We start from the raw sequence: 24,021 nt of genomic DNA on the forward strand, positions 1-24,021 counted from the left end.
TGTTAAATTGAGAAAGTCTCGCCAATGGCGCAATTCTACTCTGCAAAACGACGCACGACGACGCGTCAGATCATAACCGTTTCAGTCAACGACCTCGACTCTTTTGGTCAGGGCGTGGCGCGACATAACGGCAAAACGCTATTTATCCCCGGATTATTGCCGCAGGAAAAAGCGGAAGTTACTGTTACTGAAGATAAAAAACAGTATGCCCGCGCTAAAGTCGTACGGCGGTTAAGCGACAGTCCGGAACGCGAAACGCCACGCTGCCCTCATTTTGGCGTATGCGGTGGCTGTCAGCAACAACACGCCAGCGTGGATTTACAGCAGCGAAGCAAAAGTGCGGCGCTCGCCCGGTTAATGAAACACGACGTATCTGAAGTGATCGCCGACGTCCCCTGGGGCTATCGGCGGCGTGCGCGTTTAAGTCTGAACTTTCAGCCGAAAACACAACAACTCCAGATGGGATTTCGCAAAGCGGGTTCCAGTGACATTGTCGATGTTAAACAATGCCCTGTTTTAGTGCCCCAACTTGAAGCATTGCTGCCCAAAGTCAGAGCATGTCTGACGAGCTTACAGGGAATGCGCCACCTTGGGCATGTTGAACTGGTGCAGGCAACCAGCGGCACGCTGATAATTTTGCGCCATACCGCACCGCTAAGTTCGGCTGATCGCGAAAAACTGGAACGCTTTTCGCATTCTGAAGGCCTGGATCTGTATCTCGCCCCCGATAGTGAGATACTCGAAACGGTCTCTGGTGAGATGCCCTGGTATGACTCAAACGGGTTGCGCTTAACTTTTAGCCCGCGCGATTTTATTCAGGTCAACGCGGGTGTGAACCAGAAAATGGTGGCGCGCGCGCTGGAGTGGCTTGATGTGCAACCTGACGAGCGCGTGCTGGATCTGTTCTGCGGCATGGGCAATTTTACGCTGCCGTTAGCCACTCGTGCGGCAAACGTAGTGGGCGTAGAAGGTGTTCCGGCACTGGTGGAAAAAGGCCAGCAGAATGCGCGCCTTAATGGCTTACAAAATGTGACGTTTTATCACGAAAATCTTGAAGAAGATGTCACAAAGCAGCCGTGGGCGAAAAGCGGCTTCGATAAAGTGTTGCTGGACCCAGCGCGAGCAGGTGCCGCAGGTGTTATGCAACAAATTATAAAACTGGAACCCATTCGTATAGTTTATGTATCCTGTAACCCTGCAACGCTGGCTCGGGATAGCGAAGCGTTATTAAAAGCAGGATATACCATTGCGCGGCTGGCGATGCTGGATATGTTCCCACACACGGGACATCTGGAATCGATGGTACTTTTCTCGCGCGTAAAATAGTTACGATTTGCTGATTTCGGCAGGTCTGGTCCCTAAAGGAGAGGACGATGGTTGCGGTAAGAAGTGCACATATCAATAAGGCTGGTGAATTTGATCCGCAAAAATGGATCGCAAGTCTGGGTATTACCAGCCAGAAGTCGTGTGAGTGCTTAGCCGAAACCTGGGCGTATTGTCTGCAGCAGACGCAGGGGCATCCGGATGCCAGTCTGCTATTGTGGCGTGGTGTTGAGATGGTGGAAATCCTCTCGACATTAAGTATGGACATTGACACGCTGCGGGCGGCGCTGCTGTTCCCTCTGGCGGATGCCAACGTAGTCAGCGAAGATGTGCTGCGTGAGAGCGTCGGTAAGTCGGTCGTGAATCTCATTCACGGTGTGCGTGATATGGCGGCGATCCGCCAGCTGAAAGCGACGCACACCGATTCTGTATCCTCCGAACAGGTCGATAACGTTCGCCGGATGTTATTGGCGATGGTCGATGATTTTCGCTGCGTGGTCATCAAACTGGCAGAGCGTATTGCTCATCTGCGCGAAGTAAAAGACGCGCCGGAAGATGAACGCGTACTGGCGGCAAAAGAGTGCACCAATATCTACGCGCCGCTGGCGAACCGTCTCGGGATCGGGCAACTGAAATGGGAGCTGGAAGATTACTGCTTCCGTTATCTCCACCCGACCGAATACAAACGCATTGCAAAACTGCTGCATGAACGCCGCCTCGACCGCGAACACTACATCGAAGAGTTTGTCGGTCATCTGCGCGCTGAGATGAAAGCTGAAGGCGTTAAAGCTGAAGTGTATGGTCGTCCGAAACACATCTACAGCATCTGGCGCAAAATGCAGAAAAAGAATCTCGCCTTTGATGAGCTGTTTGATGTGCGTGCAGTACGTATTGTCGCCGAGCGTTTACAGGACTGCTACGCCGCGTTGGGGATAGTGCACACTCACTATCGCCATCTGCCGGATGAGTTCGACGATTACGTCGCGAACCCGAAACCGAACGGTTATCAGTCTATTCACACCGTGGTGCTGGGGCCGGGCGGTAAAACCGTTGAGATCCAAATCCGCACCAAACAGATGCATGAAGATGCAGAACTGGGCGTTGCTGCGCACTGGAAATACAAAGAAGGCGCGGCTGCTGGCGGCGCACGTTCGGGACATGAAGACCGGATTGCCTGGCTGCGTAAACTGATTGCGTGGCAGGAAGAGATGGCCGATTCCGGCGAAATGCTCGACGAAGTACGCAGCCAGGTCTTTGACGACCGGGTGTACGTCTTTACGCCGAAAGGTGATGTCGTTGATTTGCCTGCGGGATCAACGCCGCTGGACTTCGCTTACCACATCCATAGTGATGTCGGACACCGCTGCATCGGGGCAAAAATTGGCGGGCGCATCGTGCCGTTCACCTACCAGTTGCAGATGGGCGACCAGATCGAAATTATCACCCAGAAACAGCCGAACCCCAGCCGTGACTGGTTAAACCCAAACCTCGGTTACGTCACAACCAGCCGTGGGCGTTCGAAAATTCACGCCTGGTTCCGTAAACAGGATCGTGACAAAAACATTCTGGCTGGGCGGCAAATCCTTGACGACGAGCTGGAACATCTGGGGATCAGCCTGAAAGAAGCAGAAAAACACCTGCTGCCGCGTTACAACTTCAATGATGTTGATGAGTTGCTGGCGGCGATTGGCGGCGGGGATATCCGTCTCAATCAGATGGTGAACTTCCTGCAATCGCAATTTAATAAGCCGAGTGCCGAAGAGCAGGACGCCGCCGCGCTGAAGCAGCTTCAGCAAAAAAGCTATACGCCGCAAAACCGCAGTAAAGATAACGGTCGCGTGGTGGTAGAAGGTGTCGGCAACCTGATGCACCACATCGCGCGCTGCTGCCAGCCGATTCCTGGGGATGAGATTGTCGGCTTTATTACCCAGGGACGTGGTATTTCAGTACACCGCGCCGATTGCGAACAACTGGCGGAACTGCGCTCTCATGCGCCGGAACGCATTGTTGACGCGGTATGGGGCGAAAGCTACTCCGCTGGGTATTCGCTGGTGGTTCGCGTAACGGCGAACGATCGTAGCGGTCTGTTGCGTGATATCACCACCATTCTCGCCAACGAGAAGGTGAACGTACTGGGCGTTGCCAGCCGTAGCGATACCAAACAGCAACTGGCGACCATCGACATGACCATTGAGATTTATAACCTGCAGGTGCTGGGGCGCGTGCTGGGTAAGCTCAATCAGGTGCCGGACGTTATCGACGCGCGTCGGTTGCACGGGAATTAATCTTACATAGCTGGATATGGCGTCAGCCGTATCCAGCGATATCTTTTACTCGAAGGTATTACACCTGACAGACCCGCAATTTTCAGGACATTCCAATGAATCAAATCGACCGTTTGCTCACTATTATGCAGCGTCTTCGCGACCCGGATAACGGCTGCCCGTGGGATAAAGAGCAGACATTCGCCTCTATTGCACCTTATACCCTTGAAGAAACCTACGAAGTGCTGGATGCCATTGCCCGCGAAGATTTTGACGATCTGCGCGGTGAACTCGGCGATCTGCTGTTCCAGGTGGTGTTTTACGCGCAAATGGCCCAGGAAGAAGGGCGCTTTGACTTTAATGATATTTGCGCTGCGATTAGCGATAAATTAGAGCGTCGCCATCCACATGTTTTTGCCGACAGTTCTGCCGAAAACAGCAGTGAAGTGCTTGCCCGTTGGGAGCAAATAAAAACTGAAGAACGCGCACAGAAAGCGCAGCATTCGGCGCTGGACGATATTCCTCGTAGTTTACCGGCCTTAATGCGTGCGCAAAAAATCCAGAAACGCTGCGCCAACGTTGGCTTCGACTGGACAACACTTGGCCCCGTGGTCGATAAAGTCTACGAAGAGATCGACGAGGTGATGTACGAGGCGCGGCAGGCTGTTGTCGACCAGGCTAAACTGGAGGAAGAAATGGGTGACCTGCTGTTTGCTACGGTCAACCTGGCTCGCCATTTAGGGACAAAAGCGGAAATTGCATTGCAAAAAGCAAACGAAAAATTCGAGCGTCGTTTTCGCGAAGTGGAGCGTATTGTTGCCGCGCGTGGACTGGAAATGACAGGTGTTGACCTCGAAACAATGGAAGAAGTCTGGCAACAGGTAAAACGGCAGGAAATTGATCTCTAAGGGAATTACGCGGTCAAGCGCGATTTGTGTCATTTTTTAAATGACAAGCGATTGATTTGCGTCAAAAACATTTACCCCAAAGGGGCTATTTTCTCACTCCTGATTTCAATAGTGCGCTGGCGAAGAGGAGGGATAATGAAAGTTTGTGGCACAGGTCATGTTCGGGTATACTGCTTTCCCGTCCTGGTTATTCCATCGTCTTTTCAACCTAACTTCTCAGGTTCAGCATGACAACGAACTATATTTTTGTGACCGGCGGGGTCGTATCCTCTCTGGGTAAAGGCATTGCCGCAGCCTCCCTCGCAGCCATTCTTGAAGCCCGTGGCCTCAATGTGACCATCATGAAACTGGATCCGTACATCAACGTCGATCCAGGTACTATGAGCCCAATCCAACACGGGGAAGTGTTCGTTACTGAAGACGGCGCTGAAACCGACCTGGACCTGGGGCACTACGAGCGTTTCATTCGTACCAAAATGAGCCGCCGTAACAACTTCACCACGGGTCGTATCTACTCTGACGTTCTGCGTAAAGAACGCCGTGGCGACTACCTTGGCGCAACCGTACAGGTTATCCCGCACATTACTAACGCTATCAAAGAACGCGTTCTTGCCGGTGGCGAAGGCCACGACGTGGTTCTGGTCGAAATCGGCGGTACTGTAGGTGATATTGAATCTCTGCCGTTCCTCGAAGCGATTCGCCAGTTGGCTGTTGAAATTGGCCGCGAACATACTCTGTTTATGCACCTGACGCTGGTGCCGTACATGGCAGCGTCTGGTGAAGTCAAAACTAAACCGACTCAGCACTCTGTAAAAGAGCTGCTCTCTATCGGTATCCAGCCTGACATCCTGATTTGTCGTTCAGATCGCGCCGTACCGGCAAACGAACGTGCGAAGATTGCATTGTTCTGTAATGTTCCGGAAAAAGCGGTTATTTCTCTGAAAGACGTCGATTCCATCTATAAAATTCCGGGCCTGTTGAAATCTCAGGGGCTGGACGATTATATTTGTAAACGATTCAGCTTGAACTGCCCGGAAGCGGATCTGTCCGAATGGGAACAGGTTATCTTTGAAGAAGCGAATCCGGTGAGTGAAGTCACCATCGGTATGGTCGGTAAGTACATCGAACTGCCAGACGCTTACAAATCCGTGATTGAAGCACTGAAACACGGTGGGCTGAAGAATCGTGTCAGCGTCAACATCAAACTGATCGATTCACAAGATGTTGAAACGCGCGGTGTTGAAATCCTTAAAGGTCTGGACGCGATCCTCGTACCTGGCGGTTTCGGCTATCGTGGCGTAGAAGGCATGATTACTACCGCACGCTTTGCGCGTGAGAACAATATTCCTTATCTGGGCATTTGCCTGGGTATGCAGGTGGCGTTAATTGATTACGCTCGACATGTTGCCAACATGGAGAACGCCAACTCTACGGAATTTGTGCCAGACTGTAAGTACCCGGTTGTGGCGCTGATTACCGAGTGGCGTGATGAAAACGGCAACGTTGAAGTTCGTAGCGAGAAGAGCGATCTCGGTGGCACCATGCGTCTCGGCGCACAGCAGTGCCAGTTGGTTGACGATAGCCTGGTTCGCCAGCTGTACAATGCGCCGACAATTGTTGAGCGTCATCGTCACCGTTACGAAGTCAACAACATGCTGTTGAAACAGATTGAAGATGCAGGTCTGCGCGTTGCGGGCCGTTCCGGGGATGATCAGTTGGTCGAGATCATCGAAGTTCCGAATCACCCGTGGTTCGTGGCTTGTCAGTTCCATCCGGAGTTTACTTCTACTCCACGTGATGGCCACCCGCTGTTTGCCGGCTTTGTGAAAGCCGCCAGCGAGTTCCAGAAACGTCAGGCGAAGTAAGTAAAAAAGTTAGAACGGCAACGCGTACCCAGGGTACGCGTTGTTTGTCTGGAGTTTTAGTTTAACTAGTGACTTGAGGAAACCCTAATGTCCAAAATCGTAAAAATCATCGGTCGTGAAATCATCGACTCCCGTGGTAACCCGACTGTTGAAGCCGAAGTACACCTGGAGGGTGGTTTCGTCGGTATGGCAGCTGCTCCGTCAGGTGCTTCTACTGGTTCCCGTGAAGCACTGGAACTGCGCGATGGCGACAAATCCCGTTTCCTGGGCAAAGGCGTAACCAAAGCTGTTGCTGCGGTAAACGGCCCGATCGCTCAGGCGCTGATTGGCAAAGATGCCAAAGATCAGGCTGGCATTGACAAGATCATGATCGACCTGGACGGCACTGAAAACAAATCCAAATTCGGCGCGAACGCAATCCTGGCTGTATCTCTGGCTAACGCCAAAGCTGCTGCAGCTGCTAAAGGTATGCCGCTGTACGAGCACATCGCTGAACTGAACGGTACTCCGGGCAAATACTCCATGCCGGTTCCGATGATGAACATCATCAACGGTGGTGAGCACGCTGACAACAACGTTGATATCCAGGAATTCATGATTCAGCCGGTTGGCGCGAAAACTGTGAAAGAAGCCATCCGCATGGGTTCTGAAGTTTTCCATCACCTGGCAAAAGTTCTGAAAGCGAAAGGCATGAACACTGCAGTTGGTGACGAAGGTGGCTATGCGCCGAACCTGGGTTCCAACGCTGAAGCTCTGGCTGTTATCGCTGAAGCTGTTAAAGCTGCTGGTTATGAACTGGGCAAAGACATCACTCTGGCGATGGACTGCGCAGCTTCTGAATTCTACAAAGACGGTAAATACGTTCTGGCTGGCGAAGGCAACAAAGCGTTCACCTCTGAAGAATTTACTCACTTCCTGGAAGAACTGACCAAACAGTACCCGATCGTTTCTATCGAAGACGGTCTGGACGAATCTGACTGGGACGGTTTCGCATACCAGACCAAAGTTCTGGGCGACAAAATCCAGCTGGTTGGTGACGACCTGTTCGTAACCAACACCAAGATCCTGAAAGAAGGTATCGAAAAAGGCATCGCTAACTCCATCCTGATCAAATTCAACCAGATCGGTTCTCTGACCGAAACTCTGGCTGCAATCAAGATGGCGAAAGATGCTGGCTACACTGCAGTTATCTCTCACCGTTCTGGCGAAACTGAAGACGCTACCATCGCTGACCTGGCTGTTGGTACTGCTGCAGGCCAGATCAAAACTGGTTCTATGAGCCGTTCTGACCGCGTTGCTAAATACAACCAGCTGATTCGTATCGAAGAAGCTCTGGGCGAAAAAGCACCGTACAACGGTCGTAAAGAGATCAAAGGCCAGGCATAAGTCTGACTTAGCATCTTAATAAAAAACCCGCTTCGGCGGGTTTTTTTACGTCCATTTATAGCACAGCCGCTGCGCATGACCGGGCGGGGGAAATCTGCAATAATTAACAATTATCCACTTTACAGAGAATGCTATGCAGTACCCGATTAACGAGATGTTCCAGACCCTGCAAGGTGAGGGTTACTTTACCGGCGTCCCCGCCATTTTTATTCGTTTACAGGGATGCCCGGTCGGCTGTGCCTGGTGTGATACCAAACACACATGGGAAAAACTTGAGGATCGGGAAGTTTCTCTTTTTAGCATTTTGGCGAAAACCAAAGAGAGTGATAAGTGGGGGGCTGCGAGCAGCGAAGATTTGTTAGCGGTCATAAGTCGTCAGGGGTATACCGCGCGTCACGTGGTGATTACTGGTGGTGAACCTTGCATTCATGATTTGCTGCCATTGACTGACCTGCTAGAAAAGAACGGTTTTAGCTGCCAGATCGAAACCAGCGGCACTCATGAAGTGCGTTGCACACCGAATACCTGGGTTACCGTGTCGCCAAAGCTGAACATGCGCGGCGGCTATGAAGTGTTGTCTCAGGCGCTGGAACGAGCTAATGAAATTAAACATCCGGTTGGACGCGTACGGGATATTGAAGCACTGGATGAATTGTTGGCGACGCTGACCGATGATAAACCGCGAGTCATTGCCCTTCAGCCGATTAGTCAGAAAGAAGATGCCACGCGTTTATGTATCGATACCTGCATTGCGCGGAACTGGCGTTTGTCGATGCAAACGCATAAATATTTGAATATTGCCTGACTAAACATTTATAAGCGTTATAAATGGGTGGAACCTGTAAAAGAATTCCACTCATTTATATTCTTTGTCGCCTCTGAAAAACCTCCATTTTGCTTATCCTGGACTAATCATTGCCATTCTCTACAAATTCTGTGGCGTTAATTTTTCGCTGGTGTGAAAATTATTGCGGTGAAGTTTGGCAGATTTTAGTTTTTATAGATTTATTTTAAATATTTACCTTTTCAGTCAATGGATTAAGTGCTCTTTAACATAGTAGATGTGTTGTTTGTGTGATCCTGTAAAGTTGGTAGATTGTGACTGGCTTAAAAAATCATTAATTAATAATAGGTTATGTTTAGAGAGTTCCCCGTGTCAGTGGGGATAAACCTTTCAGTAGGGTTCAGCCCGGGCAGTTTCCCGCCCGGTCTTCCTTACTTACGCATTCGACCAGCTCTGGATCGAATCCGCACTCCCCAGCTCACCATGCATCACTTCATACGATTTTTTCAAAATCACATCTGTGTGTTTGGTTAGGTCTTTGAAAATGCCTTTATTCATCGCGTCGTAGCGTTTGGCATTGCACTCAACAGGCATAAAGATATCTTTCACGCGAACCATTTTGTCGACTGCCGTTGCGTAATCCGGATACAGACCCAGACCTACCGCCGTATTGATTGCTGCTCCCAAACTTGCACAGCCGTTAATGGCGTTACGCCGTGCCGGAAGGTTGAACACGTCGGCAAAAATTTGCATAAACAGATCGCTGTTCGAACCGCCGCCAGTAATGATCACATGTTTGGCAAATTGATTCATTTCATTACACATATTGTCGTAATTATTCTTCAGCGTCAGCGCCACGCTTTCCAGAATCGAACGATATATCCATGCGTAGTCCATGCTGGAATCAAAGCCGATCATAATCCCGCGTTTATACGGTTCCCACGGGTTGGTCAGCCAGTCCAGCACCGTCATCAGTCCGTTACAACCCGGTGGTACGCAAGACGCCTTTTTGTTGAGCAAATCCTCCGGCGACAGATTCTGCGCTTTGGCATCCTGAATTAACGACTCGCCCAACATGTCGCGTAGCCAGCTCACCGTCCACATACCTTTGCGAATACCGTAACCTTCATACAGCAACGTTTGCGGAATAGAAGACATAATCGGCCAGTACGCTACCGGATCTTTCGGCAGTACTTTGCCGTTCATCATCAACGCAATGTAGGTGCCTAATGAAATCACTGCCGTTTCATCGTCCAGTAACCCGGCACCTAGTGCTTCTACCGGTTTATCACTGGTGGTACACACCACCGGCAGCCCGGTCGGGAAATGTGTCGCCAGTGCAGCTTGTGGTGTTATATGCCCAAGCACGGTGCCCGGCATTTGCACATCAAACAGCATTTGGCGAGGGATATTAAACTTCTCCATCACTGCGGCATCTTCGCCCCATGCCCAGGTTTTATAATCCACTGGCCACTGACCAAAATAGTTAGCGATATTGTCTTTAAACTCGCCCGTTAAACGGTGCGTCAGGTAGCCCGAAAAAGAGGTGACATACGCCACGTCAGGATTAGTGTGTTCGTAGGGACGCGTTACGCGTGCATCCTGCCAGCTAATCAACGGCGCGGCTGGCGTACCATCGGCTTTCAATAACGCACGGCAGCAACGGATTGATCCCAGACCAATGCCAACAATATCTTCTTTATTTCCGGCAAACTGGCTCATCAAATCGTGACCGGCAAAACATAATGATGCCCATAAATCATCGTCAGGATGTTCTGCGGTATCGGCATCCGGCGTGTGCATCGGCTGTAATAAGCCTTTGCCTTCGCAAACCACGTTACCTTCCAGATCGTACATCACCACTTTTGTGCTCTGACTTCCGCCATCAATCCCTATGATGTATTTTTTCGACATGATTTTTCTCCTGTAATTTTTCTGGCTTACTTGCTGTTAGCCATTGCGGGGGCGCTATCAGCAGTACGAATTTTTTGGAACAGCAAAAAGGTAAAGACGATCACCATGCCAAGCGCCGCCATGCCCATCAGCCACATGTTGCGGTAGGCTTCTGCTGCGGGCAGAGTGTCTTGCCAGTGGCCGATAATTGGGTAAACGAAGACATCCGGCAGGAATCCAATCACTGAACAAATTCCTACCGTGGTGCCCATAATGTAAGACGGCGTTCTCGCTTCGCCGGGGCAGGCCCAGTACAACCCACGTGAGGCGTAGCAGGTGAATCCCAGCAGTAAAATCAGGCCAATCCCCATCGCGACCGATTGCGGGTTAGAGTTGGTGACGAGCAGGGCAGTCAGCGCCAGTAAACCGATTACGGAAAGGATTTGGATCACGCGGGTAGGAGATTTCACTTTGCTGTAGGTGGTGATAATGCCGCCAAGCGGACCGCACAGCGCGCGGAAGATTTTGTTGATCACAATCCCCATGTAGCTCGCCGCCACCAGCGACATGCCATACATTTCGGTCAGATAGTTGGTGGAGTAACTCAGAATGGCGTAGATGGTGAAGACGCCAAAAATCACCATGCTGCAATACCAGGTTGTGCTGATGCGCAAAACGGCCAGGATGTCGCTAAGCTGGAATGACTGTTTTTCTTCGTTATTGGTACTACGCAGGCTATTGTTATCACTAACAAAAAACCAGCACAAGATGCCCAGCAGAATGTAAACCACACTGTAGATGATAATGACCGTTTTCAGGCTGGCACTGTCATCCGGTGCGAAGCGGGAAAAGACCCACATGGTAAACACCGCCAGCGACATTACGCCGACGCCGCGCAGCCCTTCCATCCAGCCCATGATCTTCCCTTGCTCGCTATGATCGCCAAGCAATGAGGCGGCTTTTATCGATACCGACCACAGCATTAAAATCGTCGTTATCGCAAACGCGACCTGGATACAAAGCATTACCCATAATGGTGGATATGTTGCCATTATCAGGCCTAATAATCCGGTAATGATCATCGCGGAAGTAATCATTTTGCGGTGTGAAAATTTATCGGCAATAACGCCGCTGGGGGCATAAAGAATAATAGCCGCAATACCAAAGGTACTCATTATTAAACCTATCTCGGTATTGCTGAATCCCATAAATTTTGCCATGGGAATTTGGTAAATATAACGTAAATAAGCCAGATCGAAACTAACGCCGCCGCTAAAACTGATTATCGCGAGGGTTATCCAACGGCGATATGAGTGGTGTTGCATATCGTATTCCCATTTGTAATAGACAAAAAAAAGAGAAAAGTAAGCCGCCCTTTCAGGAGGATTACTTTTCTCAGGTCTCTAGTAATTGCGATAAGAAATAACATGGAAAGCAGAGGTGTTGTGTGAGAGTAATCACGATTCTACTTTTTAAAAACATTTGACAATACAAATAGCACACTGTGATTATGATCACATAAGCGATTATGTCCTTATGCTAAAAATTATTCCCAGTTACCAGAGATAATGAGAAAGGTAACTTCCCTCTCGCGGGGGAAGTTACCTTTCTTTTTTTTTGCCTTACGGAAATTGGAGCTAACTATGTCAATCGAATCTCTCAATGCGTTCTCAATGGATTTTTTCTCCCTGAAAGGTAAAACGGCAATTGTTACCGGCGGGAATAGCGGGTTAGGCCAGGCATTTGCGATGGCACTGGCAAAAGCAGGTGCAAATATCTTTATTCCAAGCTTCGTCAAAGATAATGGCGAAACGAAGGAAATTATTGAAAAACAGGGCGTTGAAGTTGATTTTATGCAGGTGGATATCACCGCAGAAGGCGCGCCACAGAAGATCATCGCCGCCTGTTGTGAGCGTTTTGGCACCGTCGATATTCTGGTCAATAACGCAGGTATTTGTAAGCTGAATAAGGTGCTGGACTTCGGTCGTGCTGACTGGGACCCGATGATTGATGTGAACCTGACAGCCGCTTTTGAGCTGAGTTACGAAGCGGCAAAAATTATGATCCAGCAAAAAAGCGGTAAAATCATTAATATCTGTTCATTGTTTTCTTACTTGGGCGGGCAATGGTCTCCAGCATATTCTGCCACTAAACACGCCCTTGCCGGGTTCACCAAAGCTTATTGTGATGAACTAGGTCAATATAATATTCAGGTAAATGGTATTGCCCCTGGCTATTATGCAACAGATATTACGCTGGCGACACGCAGTAATCCAGAAACTAATCAGCGTGTTCTTGACCATATTCCGGCAAACCGTTGGGGTGATACTCAGGATTTAATGGGGGCAGCAATATTCCTCGCAAGTCCTGCATCGAATTATGTCAATGGACATTTATTAGTGGTTGATGGCGGTTATTTAGTGCGCTAATCCATAACGGTGGTTTCTGTTTTTTTATTAATGACTATTCCATTTTTATTATCAGGAAGGAATTATTATGTCTTTATCTCGCGCAGCGATTGTCGACCAGCTAAAGGAAATTGTTGGTGCAGATCGCGTTATTACCGATGAAACTGTATTAAAGAAAAACAGCATTGACCGTTTTCGTAAATTTCCGGATATTCATGGTATTTATACTTTGCCTATTCCGGCAGCGGTCGTAAAACTCGGTTCCACAGAACAAGTATCCCGTGTGCTGAATTTTATGAATGCGCACAAAATTAACGGTGTGCCGCGTACCGGCGCTTCCGCCACCGAAGGTGGACTGGAAACCGTAGTGGAAAACTCGGTGGTGCTCGATGGCTCCGCCATGAATCAAATCATTAATATTGATATTGAGAATATGCAGGCGACGGCGCAATGTGGCGTTCCGCTGGAAGTGCTGGAAAACGCGTTGCGTGAAAAAGGTTACACCACGGGGCATTCTCCGCAGTCAAAACCGCTGGCACAGATGGGCGGCCTGGTAGCAACCCGCAGTATCGGGCAGTTCTCCACACTCTACGGCGCAATCGAAGATATGGTCGTTGGTCTGGAGGCAGTGTTGGCAGATGGCACCGTGACACGCATTAAAAACGTGCCACGCCGCGCGGCTGGCCCGGACATTCGTCACATCATCATCGGCAACGAAGGTGCATTGTGCTATATCACTGAAGTAACAGTGAAAATCTTCAAATTCACGCCAGAAAACAACCTCTTCTACGGCTATATCCTGGAAGACATGAAAACCGGCTTCGACATCCTGCGCGAAATCATGGTGGAAGGGTATCGCCCGTCGATTGCTCGTTTGTATGACGCTGAAGATGGCACCCAACATTTCACCCATTTTGCAGACGGAAAATGTGTGCTGATCTTTATGGCTGAAGGTAACCCTCGCATTGCGAAGGCGACGGGCGAAGGGATTGCGGAAATCGTTGCCCGCTACCCGCAATGCCGGCGCGTGGACAGCAAGCTGATCGAAACCTGGTTTAATCACCTGAACTGGGGACCGGATAAAGTTGCCGCCGAACGCGTGCAGATCCTCAAAACCGGCAACATGGGCTTTACCACCGAAGTGTCCGGCTGCTGGAGCTGCATTCACGAAATTTACGAAAGCGTCATCAACCGTATTCGTACCGAGTTCCCACACGCCGACGACATCACCATGCTGGGCGGTCACTCCTCTCATAGCTATCAGAACGGCACCAACATGTACTTCGTTTACGACTACAACGTTGTTGACTGTAAGCCGGAAGAGGAAATCGACAAGTACCATAATCCGCTCAACAAAATTATCTGCGAAGAAACCATTCGCCTCGGTGGTTCGATGGTGCACCACCACGGTATCGGTAAACATCGCGTTCACTGGAGCAAACTGGAACACGGCAGCGCGTGGGCATTGCTGGAAGGACTGAAAAAGCAGTTCGATCCTAACGGCATTATGAACACGGGTACTATCTATCCGATTGAAAAATAATGTGTCAGGCAGCGTCCCGCGATGACGGGGCGTTGCCTTTTCGGCTTCTCAACCGGGAAGCCGTTCTTATTACCGGACAATGAAGGGGTAAAGATGAACACTTCACCGGTGCGAATGGATGATTTACCACTTAACCGTTTTCACTGTCGAATTGCTGCGCTCACTTTCGGCGCGCACCTGACCGACGGTTATGTTCTTGGCGTCATTGGTTACGCCATCATTCAGCTTACGCCTGTCATGCAACTGACGCCGTTTATGGCGGGAATGATCGGCGGCTCGGCGCTGCTTGGCCTGTTTATCGGCAGCCTGGTTCTGGGCTGGATCTCCGACCATATTGGCCGGCAAAAAATATTCACTTTCAGCTTCTTGCTGATTACGCTCGCTTCGTTTTTACAATATTTTGCCACTACGCCAGAGCATCTTATTGGGCTGCGCATTTTGATCGGCATTGGTCTGGGAGGCGACTATTCAGTAGGCCACACGTTGCTGGCAGAATTTTCCCCGCGCCGCCATCGCGGTATTTTGCTGGGGGCGTTCAGCGTGGTATGGACGGTGGGCTACGTGCTGGCAAGTCTTGCCGGACATCACTTTATTAGCGAAAGCCCGGAAGCCTGGCGCTGGCTGCTGGCTTCTGCGGCGTTGCCAGCCTTGCTGATTACGCTTTTACGCTGGGGAACGCCGGAATCGCCGCGCTGGTTGCTGCGTCAGGGACGTTTTGCAGAAGCTCACGCTATCGTACATCGCTATTTTGGTTCCCATGTTTTACTGGGCGATGAAGTCGCAACGGCGACCCATAAACACATCAGAACTTTGTTCTCTTCGCGCTACTGGCGACGCACGGTGTTTAACAGCGTGTTCTTTGTCTGCCTCGTGATCCCGTGGTTTGTGATTTACACCTGGCTGCCGACTATCGCCCAGACTATTGGTCTGGAAGATGCGCTGACTGCCAGCCTGATGCTTAACGCGTTGTTAATTGTTGGCGCGATATTAGGTTTATTCCTGACCCACCTGCTGGCACATCGAAAATTTTTACTTGGCAGTTTTCTGCTGCTGGCGGTCACGTTGATGGTGATGGCCTGTTTGCCTTCTGGCAGTTCGCTAACGTTGCTGCTTTTTGTCCTCTTCAGTACCACCATTTCGGCAGTCAGTAACCTGGTGGGCATTTTGCCTGCGGAAAGTTTTCCTACTGACATTCGCTCGTTGGGCGTTGGTTTTGCCACCGCCATGAGTCGACTCGGCGCGGCGGTAAGTACTGGCCTGCTGCCGTGGATTCTGGCGCAGTGGGGAATGCAGGTCACCTTATTGCTCCTGGCGGCAGTGTTATTGATTGGTTTTATCGTGACCTGGCTTTGGGCGCCAGAAACTAAAGCACTCCCGCTGGTGGCGGCGGGAAATGTTGGAGGTGCAAATGAACATTCTGTTAGCGTTTAAAGCTGAACCGGATGCCGGAATGTTAGCGGAAAAAGAGTGGCAGGCGGCGGCTCAGGGGCATAGTGGGCCGGATGTTTCGTTGCTGCGAAGTTTACTCGGCGCTGATGAACAGGCCGCTGCCGCGCTACTGTTGGCGCAGAGAAAAAGTGGCACGCCGATGACTTTAACCGCGTTGAGCATGGGCGATGAACGGGCGTTGCACTGGCTGCGCTATCTCACTGCTCTTGGGTTTGAGGAAGCTGTATTACTGGAGACGACGGCAATACTGCGTTTTGCCCCGGAATTTGTCGCTCGCCATATTGCCGAATGGCAGCGTCAGAATCCGCTGGATCTGATAATTACTGGCTGCCAAAGCAGCGAAGGGCAGAATGGGCAAACACCATTTTTGCTGGCGGAAATGCTGGGCTGGCCCTGTTTCACGCAGGTGGAGCGTTTTACTCTCGACGCGCCGTTTATCACTCTCGAACAGCGTACTGAAAACGGGCTGCGTTGTTGCCGTGTCCGCTTACCTGCGGTGATTGCCGTGCGTCAGTGTGGCGAAGTGGCCTTGCCTGTACCGGGGATGCGCCAGCGTATGGCGGCGGGGAAAGCGGAGATTACCCGCGAAACTCTTGTCGCAGAAGCGCCAGCGATACAGTGCCTGCAACTGGAAAGACCGGAGCAACGGCGCGGTGCGACGCTGGTTAATGGGCAAACAGCTAAAGAAAAAGCACAAATACTGTGGCGGGATTATTTGTGCCAGAGGATGCAGCCATGAATATCGCCATCGTGACAATCAATCAGGATCATTCCGCAATGGCAGGCTGGCTGGCAGAACAGGATTTCAGCGGTTGTACACTGACGCACTGGCGAATTGAACCTCAGCCCGTAGTGGCGGAACAAGTGCTGGATGCGCTGGTGGAACAGTGGCAGCGAACGCCTGCGGAAGTTGTTCTCTTTCCGTCGGGCGCGTTTGGCGATGAACTGGCTACCCGGCTGGCCTGGCGTGTACATGGTGCCAGTATCTGCCAGGTAACTTCGTTAGATATTCCAACCGTAAGCGTGCGCAAATCCCACTGGGGAAATGCGCTGACGGCGACGCTGCAAACAGAAAAACGTCCGCTATGTCTTTCTCTGGCGCGCCAGGCTGGAGCAGCGAAAAACGCTATGCTGCCATCCGGTATGCAGCAACTAAACATTGTCCCCGGCGCACTTCCAGACTGGTTTGTTAGCATCGAAAACCTGAAAAATACTACCCGTGACCCATTAGTAGAAGCCAGACGGGTGCTGGTGGTGGGGCAGGGTGGCGAGGCTGATAGCCATGAAATCGCTATGCTGGCTGAAAAGCTGGGCGCCGAAGTGGGCTACAGTCGGGCGCGAGTGATGAACGGTGGTTTTGATGCGGAAAAAGTGATTGGAATTTCCGGGCATTTGCTGGCGCCAGAGATTTGCATTGTTGCCGGGGCGTCCGGCGCGGCAGCGTTAATGGCAGGCGTGCGTAATAGCCAGTTTGTGGTGGCTGTGAATCATGACGCCAGCGCGGCGGTATTTTCACAGGCAGATGTTGGCGTGGTAGATGACTGGAAAGCGGTACTGGAGGCGCTGGTGACAAATATTCGCGCAGAATGCCAATAACGTACTGCCGGATGCGGTTCTGGGGCAGGGACTTGTAGGCCTGATAGGACGCGTTAGCGTCGCATCAGACATCGCTTGTCGGATGCGGCGCAAACGCCTTATCCGACCTACATTGGTGGCTCCCGTAGGCCTGATAAGACGCGTTAGCGTCGCATCAGGCGCTGAATGCCGGATGTGGCCTATAAACCACACAAATTCCGTTACGATAATCCCGTTAAAGCAATTTTTTCGCCAACGTCCAGACGCTGGTATTGGTGGTCGAAAGCGCCACCACACCGGCGTCAATTGCATTGCGCGCATCTTCTTCATCGCACACCAGTCCGCCTGCAATCAGCGGCTGGCGGATTTTCTCCGTCACCCAGCCCAGTACTTTGGGCATACAGCCAGGCAGGATCTCAATGCAATCAGGGTTCGATTGCGCAACCTGCTTATCAATATTGTGAAACGAAATCGAATCGACAATAAACAGGCGATGAATACAGAAAAAACCTTCCGCTCTTGCCGCTTTCAGCATTGAGGCTTTGGTACTGATAATACCGTCCGCCTCGGTCACCAGTTTCAGAAACTGAATGACGACCTCTTTATTTGACGCTCCTTCCAGCAAATCGACATGAATAAAGGCATATTTCCCGGCGTTTTTAATCTTTTTGACGATTTGACTGATGGTGCAGATATTGCCGTACAACACGGAAATAAACTGGCATTCAGAATCAATGGCCAGTTGCAGACTGGCATTATCTTTAACGGCAGCAATCACCGGATTCTGGCGGAGCAGGTGTAAGAGGGGCATAAATTATCCTTATTATTTATCCAAAGCGGTAGGTGATGCCGAATCCGGAAGGCGGATAGCGCCACTGTTGTAGTGTTTTTTCATTGCACAGCAAACGGCAGGTGCCGCACTCCAGGCAGTTACGATAATCAACGCGCAAATCACCTTCCGGCGTGAGCGAAAAAAGACCTGCCGGGCAGGCGTTAATCAACCGTTCTGCCGTCTGGCGCTCAACGGAATCAGACGGAACAATATGCGGCGCATCAGCCGCGCGCCAGAGATTACGGGCTACAGACATCGCAGACTCCTGATAACATCGCCTGCCAGATGCCACAATCCGTGACGACGTAAATGACGCCAGAATAACTGGCGCAGCGGTGGAACAGGTTTATCTCCCTGATCCCATAAATCACGGGAAATATCCTGCATTAACGCTGGCCATTTCCGATACCAGCCAGGGCGGTGTAAAAGCGCCGGAACATGCTGATAACGTTGTAGAACATCCCACAGCAGGCTACGTTCTACGTTGTGATGATAAAGCGGAAAAAGATTTTGCGGCTCGCGGTGCTGGCAGGCGCTAATCAGCGTTTGCGCTGCTGCCTGCGCACCAGTCAGCGCCATGTCCATGCCGCGCACTGAAATTCCAGTATTGACGCAACTGCGTAATGCATCGCCCACCAGCAACCAGCCGTTACCAGCGTATTGCACCGGCATACTGTGCAGGCCACCTTCTGGCACCAGATGCGCGCCATACTCCAGCGATTCCGTGTTTTTGATAAGCGGGCGCACTGCCGGATGTGTTTTAAAACGAGCTAACAGCTCGCTTGCTGGAACACAGCTTTGTGCAAGGGAAGAGAGCGGGCAAACAATCCCAACTGAAAGCGTTTGTTGATTGGTATAAAGAAAGGCGCCGCCGGGCAAGTCATCACAGATTTCGCCGCTAAACAATAGCGCCGCACCTTCGTTATTCTCCAGATGAAAACGTTCTTCGATAATGGATCTTTCAAGCGACAGAACTTCTTTGATTCCCAACGCCATCGCTTCGCTAGCAGGGCGGGTAACTAACCCATGGCGTTCTGCCAGTACGCTATTGGCACCTTCCGCCAGCACCACATAACGAGCGCGGATAATATCGTCACCACAAATAACGCCACATACTCTGCCGTTTTCTATATGTAGTGCATCCACCGTTGCGCCAGGGATGCACTCGACACCTTCTTTTTCGGCTTCGGCAACCAGCCACGGATCGAAGCGAGCGCGTAAGACACTCCAGGATTCACCGCCAGGCTGTAAGCTGGAAAATGTCGTTGCGCCATCCGGCGTTAGCAGAGAAAGGCTTTCGTGAGTGATGCGTCGCTCAAGGGGGGCCGTCAGGTAAAATTGCGGGAGGAGTTCCGCGAGTGCATGGGTATATAGCCGTCCGCCGGAAAGATTTTTGCTGCCAGGGATTTCAGCGCGTTCCAGTAACAGAACGGATAAGCCCGCTCGCGCGCAGCGTAACGCACAAGCGGTGCCCGCAATGCCGGCACCGATAATAATAATGTCGCAGTCGTCTTCCATGTCGTGCCCCATATATCCAGAGCGCAACACCCTAACATAGCGTTACTTAAGCGAAATTGACCGCCGACACACTCTTATCATTCGCCGCGATAGATGCAACCTGCAGTGCAGGTTTCTTTCACCATAACCGCACTTAACAACGGAACAACCGGTTTAACCTGATCCCAAATCCATTTTGCTAAAACCTCGCTGGTCGGGTTTTCCAGGCCAGGAATATCATTGAGATAATAGTGATCGAGGCGATCATAGGTTGGTTTAAATGCCGCTTTCAGTTCAGCGAAATCGATAATCCAGCCCGTATGCGGATCGACTTCCCCGGTAATTTCCAGGCGCACCATAAAAGAGTGCCCGTGAAGGCGACCACATTTATGCCCTTGTGGGACGTGTGGCAAGCGGTGAGCGGCTTCGAAGGTGAAATCTTTAAATAACGTGGTGGACATCATAATTTCTCTACAGGACGACAAAACGGGCGTAGAGTACCGGAAAGCCTGTTTTTTCGCATTATCTAAAATGGGTTTGTTGCGCAAAATAGCCTAATTATCTTAATGATGGTCGATATTTATTTAATTTTCATTGGGTTAATAAATCTATTTTGTTGTTAAAGACTATTGCTAAAACAGGTTAGTCGATTTGGTTATTAGTTATCGCTATCCCGTCTTTAATCCACACCGTTCGCCCCGTTAACCTTACCTTCTCTTTTGTTTTATGGGCGCAGACAGGGCGCAGAAACAGCTTTGCTTACTGGAACATAACGACGAATGACGACACAGGCCCCACCTTCCGCTTTGCTTCCGCTGAACCCGGAGCAACTGGCTCGCCTCCAGGCAGCCACTACTGATTTGACACCTACCCAGCTTGCGTGGGTATCCGGCTATTTCTGGGGAATACTTAACCAGCAGCCAGGTACACTTGCAGCTACACCTGCGCCTGGCGCAGAAATGCCGGGTATCACCATCATCTCCGCTTCGCAAACGGGTAATGCTCGCCGGGTCGCTGAAGCGTTACGTGACGACTTATTAGCGGCAAAACTGAACGTTAAGTTGGTGAACGCAGGCGACTATAAATTCAAACAAATCGCCAGTGAAAAACTGCTCATTGTGGTGACTTCAACACAAGGGGAAGGGGAACCGCCGGAAGAAGCCGTCGCGCTGCATAAGTTCCTGTTCTCCAAAAAAGCGCCGAAGCTGGAAAATACCGCTTTTGCCGTGTTTAGCCTTGGTGACACCTCTTATGAGTTTTTCTGCCAGTCCGGTAAAGATTTTGACAGCAAGCTGGCGGAACTGGGCGGTGAGCGCCTGCTCGACCGTGTTGATGCTGATGTCGAATATCAGGCAGCCGCCAGCGAATGGCGCGCCCGCGTGGTTGATGTTCTGAAGTCCCGCGCGCCTGTTGCGGCACCTTCGCAATCTGTCGCTACTGGCGCGGTAAATGAAATTCACACCAGCCCGTATAGCAAAGAAGCGCCGCTGGTGGCGAGCCTTTCGGTTAACCAGAAAATTACCGGACGCAATTCTGAAAAAGACGTTCGCCATATCGAGATCGATTTAGGTGATTCAGGCCTGCACTATCAGCCGGGCGACGCGCTGGGCGTCTGGTATCAGAACGATCCGGCACTGGTAAAAGAGATTGTTGAATTGCTGTGGTTGAAAGGCGATGAGCCTGTCACTGTTGATGGCAAAACGCTACCGCTGGCAGAAGCCTTACAGTGGCATTTTGAACTGACCGTCAACACCGCGAATATTGTTGAGAACTACGCCACTTTAACGCGCAGTGAAACGCTGCTGCCGCTGGTGGGCGATAAAGCGAAGTTGCAGCATTACGCGGCAACCACGCCAATTGTCGATATGTTGCGTTTCTCTCCGGCACAACTGGACGCTGATGCATTCATCGGTATTTTGCGCCCGTTGACGCCGCGCTTATATTCCATCGCCTCATCGCAGGCGGAAGTCGAGAGCGAAGTGCACATCACCGTCGGCGTTGTGCGTTATGACGTGGAAGGTCGCGCCCGTGCGGGTGGTGCCTCCAGCTTCCTCGCCGATCGCGTGGAAGAAGAGGGCGAAGTTCGGGTGTTTATCGAACATAACGACAACTTCCGTTTGCCTGCTAATCCGGAAACGCCGGTGATTATGATTGGCCCCGGTACGGGCATCGCGCCGTTCCGCGCCTTTATGCAGCAGCGTGCCGCCGACGAAGCGCCGGGTAAAAACTGGCTGTTCTTTGGTAATCCGCACTTTACGGAAGATTTCCTCTATCAGGTGGAATGGCAGCGTTACGTCAAAGAAGGCGTGCTGACGCGTATCGATCTCGCCTGGTCGCGCGATCAAAAAGAAAAAATTTACGTACAAGACAAACTGCGCGAACAGGGCGCAGAGCTGTGGCGCTGGATCAATGACGGTGCCCACATTTATGTCTGCGGCGACGCCAATCGCATGGCGAAAGACGTTGAACAGGCACTTCTGGAAGTGATTGCCGAATTTGGTGGCATGGGCACCGAAGCGGCGGATGAATTTTTAAGTGAGCTGCGCGTTGAGCGCCGTTATCAGCGAGATGTCTACTAATGAGCGAAAAACATCCAGGGCCTTTAGTGGTCGAAGGTAAACTGGCAGACGCGGAGCGCATGAAGCTTGAGAGCAACTATCTGCGCGGCACGATTGCTGAAGATTTAAACGACGGCCTGACCGGCGGCTTTAAAGGCGACAACTTTCTGCTGATCCGTTTCCACGGTATGTATCAGCAGGATGACCGCGATATCCGCGCTGAGCGTGCCGAGCAGAAGCTGGAACCACGTCACGCGATGATGCTGCGCTGCCGTCTGCCTGGTGGAGTGATCACCACCAGACAATGGCAGGCGATTGATAAATTTGCTGAAGATAACACGATTTACGGCAGCATTCGTCTGACCAACCGCCAGACGTTCCAGTTCCACGGCATTCTGAAAAAGAACGTCAAGCCGGCACACCAGATGCTGCACTCGGTCGGGCTTGATGCGCTGGCAACCGCCAACGACATGAACCGTAACGTGCTTTGCACCTCGAACCCGTTTGAATCGCAGCTGCACGCGGAAGCGTATGAATGGGCGAAGAAAATTTCTGAGCACCTGCTGCCACGTACTCGTGCATATGCGGAGATCTGGCTCGATCAGGAGAAAGTCGCTACCACTGATGAAGAACCGATCCTCGGTCAGACTTATTTGCCGCGTAAATTCAAAACCACGGTAGTGATCCCGCCGCAGAACGATATCGATCTGCATGCCAATGACATGAACTTTGTGGCAATAGCAGAAAACGGCAAGCTGGTAGGCTTCAATTTGCTGGTGGGCGGTGGGCTGTCTATCGAACACGGTAACAAAAAAACCTACGCCCGCACCGCGAGCGAGTTTGGTTATCTGCCGCTGGAGCATACGCTGGCGGTGGCGGAAGCCGTCGTGACGACTCAGCGTGACTGGGGTAATCGAACCGATCGTAAAAATGCCAAAACCAAATACACGCTGGAACGTGTGGGTGTTGAGACGTTTAAAGCGGAAGTGGAACGTCGCGCGGGGATCAAGTTCGAACCGATCCGTCCGTATGAGTTCACCGGACGCGGTGATCGCATCGGCTGGGTTAAAGGCATTGATGATAACTGGCACCTGACGCTGTTTATCGAAAATGGTCGCATCCTTGATTATCCGGGGCGTCCGTTGAAAACCGGTCTGCTGGAGATCGCGAAGATCCACAAAGGCGATTTCCGCATTACGGCGAACCAGAATCTGATCATCGCCGGTGTGCCGGAAAGCGAGAAAGCGAAGATCGAGAAGATCGCCAAAGAGAGCGGGTTAATGAATGTCGTCACGCCGCAGCGTGAAAACTCGATGGCCTGCGTGTCATTCCCGACTTGCCCGCTGGCAATGGCGGAAGCGGAGCGTTTCCTGCCGTCTTTTATCGACAACATCGATAATTTAATGGCGAAACATGGTGTCAGCGATGAGCATATCGTGATGCGTGTAACAGGCTGCCCGAACGGTTGTGGTCGCGCGATGCTGGCGGAAGTGGGCCTGGTGGGTAAAGCGCCGGGTCGCTACAACCTGCATCTTGGCGGCAACCGCATTGGGACACGTATCCCTCGGATGTATAAAGAAAACATCACCGAGCCGGAAATCCTGGCGTCGCTTGATGAACTGATAGGGCGCTGGGCGAAAGAGCGCGAAGCGGGTGAAGGCTTCGGCGACTTTACGGTGCGTGCGGGCATCATTCGCCCGGTGCTCGATCCGGCACGCGATTTGTGGGATTAACTA

19 protein-coding genes are annotated in these 24,021 nt (G+C 51.3%); 13 read left to right on the forward strand and 6 right to left on the reverse strand.

Annotation, left to right across the window (positions count from 1 at the left end):
- The first annotated feature begins 24 nt into the window (after positions 1-24).
- From rlmD to queE, 6 genes are all read left to right on the forward strand, one after another.
- Positions 25-1,326: a 23S rRNA (uracil(1939)-C(5))-methyltransferase RlmD gene (gene rlmD / locus A7Z06_RS13560; protein WP_000046795.1), complete on the forward strand. Its 1,302-nt coding sequence runs from the start codon at positions 25-27 to the stop codon at positions 1,324-1,326.
- 47 nt (positions 1,327-1,373) lie between these two features.
- On the forward strand, positions 1,374-3,608 hold the full coding sequence (relA, locus tag A7Z06_RS13565) for a GTP diphosphokinase (RefSeq protein ID WP_000226849.1): 2,235 nt from the start codon (positions 1,374-1,376) through the stop codon (positions 3,606-3,608).
- Positions 3,609-3,703: 95 nt separating this feature from the next.
- Positions 3,704-4,495 carry a nucleoside triphosphate pyrophosphohydrolase gene (gene mazG, locus A7Z06_RS13570; protein ID WP_001071625.1) on the forward strand — a complete coding sequence of 264 codons (792 nt, stop codon included), beginning with the start codon at positions 3,704-3,706 and terminating at the stop codon, positions 4,493-4,495.
- Positions 4,496-4,722: 227 nt separating this feature from the next.
- A complete protein-coding gene (gene pyrG, locus A7Z06_RS13575) occupies positions 4,723-6,360 on the forward strand; it encodes a glutamine hydrolyzing CTP synthase (RefSeq protein ID WP_000210857.1) in 1,638 nt (545 codons plus the stop codon).
- 87 nt (positions 6,361-6,447) lie between these two features.
- Positions 6,448-7,746: a phosphopyruvate hydratase gene (gene eno / locus A7Z06_RS13580; RefSeq protein ID WP_000036723.1), complete on the forward strand. Its 1,299-nt coding sequence runs from the start codon at positions 6,448-6,450 to the stop codon at positions 7,744-7,746.
- Between the two features lie 133 nt (positions 7,747-7,879).
- Positions 7,880-8,551 carry a 7-carboxy-7-deazaguanine synthase QueE gene (gene queE / locus A7Z06_RS13585; RefSeq protein ID WP_001199980.1) on the forward strand — a complete coding sequence of 224 codons (672 nt, stop codon included), beginning with the start codon at positions 7,880-7,882 and terminating at the stop codon, positions 8,549-8,551.
- Positions 8,552-8,965: 414 nt separating this feature from the next.
- Here queE and A7Z06_RS13590 read toward each other — a convergent pair whose 3' ends face one another.
- Together A7Z06_RS13590 and A7Z06_RS13595 are read right to left on the reverse strand one after the other, a co-directional pair.
- The gene (locus tag A7Z06_RS13590; protein WP_000039717.1) at positions 8,966-10,444 is read right to left on the reverse strand and encodes an FGGY-family carbohydrate kinase; all 1,479 of its coding nucleotides are present in this window, start codon (positions 10,442-10,444) and stop codon (positions 8,966-8,968) included.
- Positions 10,445-10,470: 26 nt separating this feature from the next.
- Positions 10,471-11,748, reverse strand: coding sequence for an MFS transporter (locus A7Z06_RS13595; RefSeq protein ID WP_001163772.1), 1,278 nt, complete (start codon positions 11,746-11,748; stop codon positions 10,471-10,473).
- A gap of 318 nt (positions 11,749-12,066) precedes the next feature.
- Here A7Z06_RS13595 and A7Z06_RS13600 point away from each other — a divergent pair, with 318 nt between their 5' ends.
- From A7Z06_RS13600 to A7Z06_RS13620, 5 genes are all read left to right on the forward strand, one after another.
- Positions 12,067-12,852: an SDR family oxidoreductase gene (locus tag A7Z06_RS13600; RefSeq protein ID WP_105279458.1), complete on the forward strand. Its 786-nt coding sequence runs from the start codon at positions 12,067-12,069 to the stop codon at positions 12,850-12,852.
- 67 nt (positions 12,853-12,919) lie between these two features.
- Positions 12,920-14,374, forward strand: coding sequence for an FAD-binding oxidoreductase (locus A7Z06_RS13605; protein WP_000059290.1), 1,455 nt, complete (start codon positions 12,920-12,922; stop codon positions 14,372-14,374).
- 93 nt (positions 14,375-14,467) lie between these two features.
- Complete coding sequence (locus A7Z06_RS13610) at positions 14,468-15,805, forward strand: MFS transporter (protein WP_001098115.1); 1,338 nt, start codon at positions 14,468-14,470, stop codon at positions 15,803-15,805.
- Positions 15,783-16,562 (forward strand): electron transfer flavoprotein subunit beta/FixA family protein, encoded by a 780-nt coding sequence (locus A7Z06_RS13615; RefSeq protein WP_010348025.1) that lies wholly within the window; start codon positions 15,783-15,785, stop codon positions 16,560-16,562. The genes A7Z06_RS13610 and A7Z06_RS13615 overlap by 23 nt, the downstream gene beginning before the upstream one ends.
- Positions 16,559-17,419, forward strand: coding sequence for an electron transfer flavoprotein subunit alpha/FixB family protein (locus A7Z06_RS13620; RefSeq protein ID WP_001017363.1), 861 nt, complete (start codon positions 16,559-16,561; stop codon positions 17,417-17,419). The genes A7Z06_RS13615 and A7Z06_RS13620 overlap by 4 nt, the downstream gene beginning before the upstream one ends.
- 214 nt (positions 17,420-17,633) lie before the next feature.
- On the opposite strand, the gene A7Z06_RS13625 is transcribed toward A7Z06_RS13620, so the two are convergent.
- From A7Z06_RS13625 to queD, 4 genes are all read right to left on the reverse strand, one after another.
- On the reverse strand, positions 17,634-18,209 hold the full coding sequence (locus A7Z06_RS13625; protein WP_001130277.1) for a glycerol-3-phosphate responsive antiterminator: 576 nt from the start codon (positions 18,207-18,209) through the stop codon (positions 17,634-17,636).
- Positions 18,210-18,225: 16 nt separating this feature from the next.
- The gene (locus A7Z06_RS13630; RefSeq protein ID WP_000109515.1) at positions 18,226-18,486 is read right to left on the reverse strand and encodes a ferredoxin family protein; all 261 of its coding nucleotides are present in this window, start codon (positions 18,484-18,486) and stop codon (positions 18,226-18,228) included.
- Positions 18,477-19,748 carry an FAD-dependent oxidoreductase gene (locus A7Z06_RS13635; RefSeq protein ID WP_010348027.1) on the reverse strand — a complete coding sequence of 424 codons (1,272 nt, stop codon included), beginning with the start codon at positions 19,746-19,748 and terminating at the stop codon, positions 18,477-18,479. Before A7Z06_RS13635 ends, A7Z06_RS13630 begins: the two co-directional genes overlap by 10 nt.
- A gap of 77 nt (positions 19,749-19,825) precedes the next feature.
- Entirely contained in the window at positions 19,826-20,191 is a 366-nt protein-coding gene (queD, locus tag A7Z06_RS13640) for a 6-carboxytetrahydropterin synthase QueD (RefSeq protein WP_016159619.1), read from the reverse strand.
- A 315-nt stretch (positions 20,192-20,506) separates the two neighbouring features.
- On the opposite strand from queD, the gene cysJ reads away from it, so the two are divergent.
- Both cysJ and cysI read left to right on the forward strand, forming a co-directional pair.
- Positions 20,507-22,306, forward strand: coding sequence for an NADPH-dependent assimilatory sulfite reductase flavoprotein subunit (gene cysJ / locus A7Z06_RS13645; RefSeq protein WP_000211336.1), 1,800 nt, complete (start codon positions 20,507-20,509; stop codon positions 22,304-22,306).
- Complete coding sequence (gene cysI, locus A7Z06_RS13650) at positions 22,306-24,018, forward strand: assimilatory sulfite reductase (NADPH) hemoprotein subunit (RefSeq protein WP_001290645.1); 1,713 nt, start codon at positions 22,306-22,308, stop codon at positions 24,016-24,018. The genes cysJ and cysI overlap by 1 nt, the downstream gene beginning before the upstream one ends.
- Positions 24,019-24,021: the final 3 nt, after the last annotated feature.

Source organism: Escherichia sp. MOD1-EC6819, assembly GCF_002965765.1.
GTDB lineage: Bacteria > Pseudomonadota > Gammaproteobacteria > Enterobacterales > Enterobacteriaceae > Escherichia > Escherichia ruysiae.